General features: G+C 69.0%; 1 protein-coding gene. It reads left to right on the forward strand.

Translation table 11 applies throughout. The features are described from left to right. Positions 1-210, forward strand: a 210-nt coding sequence (locus tag UK12_RS44175) for a DUF5994 family protein (protein ID WP_231591526.1), incomplete at its 5' end; no start/stop codon positions are given. Positions 211-313: the final 103 nt, after the last annotated feature.

The raw sequence follows: 313 nt of genomic DNA on the forward strand, positions 1-313 counted from the left end.
CGGTTGGGCCGGGTCACCCGGATCCCAGTGAATCCGGCGCAGTGGCCGGCCATCCCCCGGCGGGTTGCGGTTGCGGGGCACACCGTACATGTCGGCTGGTTCACCACGGAGGAGGACCCGCACGTGATCATGGTGTTCTCCTACGCTCCTCTCCAGCTGGAGCTGCTGGGCGTTCCACCGTCGACGGACGCCGTCGACGGCGCTCGCTGATGTCCGAAGCGGCTGATCCGGCGAGCACCGGGACCGCGAGGGCTTTGCTGGAGGCCGGTGGGGACGGCAATGTCGTAGCAGGGGAGTCCCGCTCCGATGTCCT

Origin of the sequence: Saccharothrix sp. ST-888 (genome assembly GCF_000955975.1) — a bacterium.
Taxonomy (GTDB): domain Bacteria; phylum Actinomycetota; class Actinomycetes; order Streptomycetales; family Streptomycetaceae; genus Kitasatospora.